Source organism: Pseudobacillus badius (assembly GCF_002189605.1).
Classification (GTDB): Bacteria; Bacillota; Bacilli; order Bacillales; family Domibacillaceae; genus Pseudobacillus; species Pseudobacillus badius.
On the sequence record NZ_MWMM01000056.1, the window covers coordinates 1 to 1,356 of the forward strand.

General features: G+C 48.3%; 9 tRNA genes and 2 rRNA genes. All 11 read left to right on the top strand.

The window, feature by feature from the left end:
- The first annotated feature begins 118 nt into the window (after positions 1-118).
- A 5S ribosomal RNA gene (rrf, locus tag B1A98_RS19950) occupies positions 119-234 on the top strand.
- 9 nt (positions 235-243) lie between these two features.
- Positions 244-319: transfer RNA gene (locus tag B1A98_RS19955), tRNA-Val, on the top strand.
- Positions 320-338: 19 nt separating this feature from the next.
- Positions 339-411 (top strand) — tRNA-Thr (locus B1A98_RS19960).
- A gap of 32 nt (positions 412-443) precedes the next feature.
- A tRNA-Lys gene (locus B1A98_RS19965) sits at positions 444-519 on the top strand.
- Between the two features lie 5 nt (positions 520-524).
- Positions 525-606, top strand: a tRNA-Leu gene (locus B1A98_RS19970).
- 49 nt (positions 607-655) lie between these two features.
- Positions 656-730: transfer RNA gene (locus B1A98_RS19975), tRNA-Gly, on the top strand.
- 5 nt (positions 731-735) lie between these two features.
- Positions 736-824, top strand: a tRNA-Leu gene (locus tag B1A98_RS19980).
- 4 nt (positions 825-828) lie between these two features.
- Positions 829-905, top strand: a tRNA-Arg gene (locus tag B1A98_RS19985).
- A 19-nt stretch (positions 906-924) separates the two neighbouring features.
- Positions 925-998 (top strand) — tRNA-Pro (locus B1A98_RS19990).
- Positions 999-1,046: 48 nt separating this feature from the next.
- Positions 1,047-1,122 (top strand) — tRNA-Ala (locus tag B1A98_RS19995).
- Between the two features lie 143 nt (positions 1,123-1,265).
- Positions 1,266-1,356: ribosomal RNA gene (locus B1A98_RS20000) — 16S ribosomal RNA — on the top strand; the annotation flags it as partial.

Consider the following 1,356-nt stretch of genomic DNA (forward strand, 5'->3'; position numbering starts at 1 on the left):
ATCGAGGACTTAACCAAAACGCCGTATGGCGTAAAGCAACAAACCATGGCATGGTATTGCCGGTTACTGACACATATTATCCAGTTTTGAAAGAACAATTTCTTTCCATTTTATACAGTCTGGTGGCGATAGCGAAGAGGTCACACCCGTTCCCATCCCGAACACGGAAGTTAAGCTCTTCAGCGCCAATGGTAGTGAGGGGCTTCCCCTTGTGAGAGTAGGACGTTGCCAGGCATACATAACGGAGGATTAGCTCAGCTGGGAGAGCACCTGCCTTACAAGCAGGGGGTCGGCGGTTCGATCCCGTCATCCTCCACCATAATATTTATATGCTACATGCCGGTGTAGCTCAATTGGTAGAGCAACTGACTTGTAATCAGTAGGTTGGGGGTTCAAGTCCTCTTGCCGGCATTTTCATGTAATTATACTCGTCTTTATAAGACGAGCCATTAGCTCAGTTGGTAGAGCATCTGACTTTTAATCAGAGGGTCGAAGGTTCGAGTCCTTCATGGCTCACCATTTATGCGGGTGTGGCGGAATTGGCAGACGCACCAGACTTAGGATCTGGCGCCGCAAGGCGTGGGGGTTCGACTCCCTTCACCCGCATCATATTCTATGTATTGTCACAAATATGGAAAACAGAATATTTTTTAGCGCGGAAGTAGTTCAGTGGTAGAACACCACCTTGCCAAGGTGGGGGTCGCGGGTTCGAATCCCGTCTTCCGCTCCATCTATGCCGGGGTGGCGGAACTGGCAGACGCACAGGACTTAAAATCCTGCGGTAGGTGACTACCGTACCGGTTCGATTCCGGTCCTCGGCACCATTTAGCGCCCGTAGCTCAATTGGATAGAGCGTTTGACTACGGATCAAAAGGTTAGGGGTTCGACTCCTCTCGGGCGCGCCATTATTTATATCAACTTGACCGGGAAGTAGCTCAGCTTGGTAGAGCACTTGGTTTGGGACCAAGGGGTCGCAGGTTCGAATCCTGTCTTCCCGATATCCGTTATATCAAAACTTAAGAGACGGATTGAATATCGATAATTATGGGGCCTTAGCTCAGCTGGGAGAGCGCCTGCTTTGCACGCAGGAGGTCAGCGGTTCGATCCCGCTAGGCTCCACCAAAAAAACATATTGACACTTATTTCAAAAGCTGTTAATATAATAAAAGTCTTCACAAATAGACAACGAATTGATCTTTGAAAACTGAACAAAAACATGCCAGTAAGTTAATTCTTATTTTTAAAACATGAGCAAGTCAAACATCTTTTTGGAGAGTTTGATCCTGGCTCAGGACGAACGCTGGCGGCGTGCCTAATACATGCAAGTCGAGCGGACTTGACGGAAGCTTGCTTCCG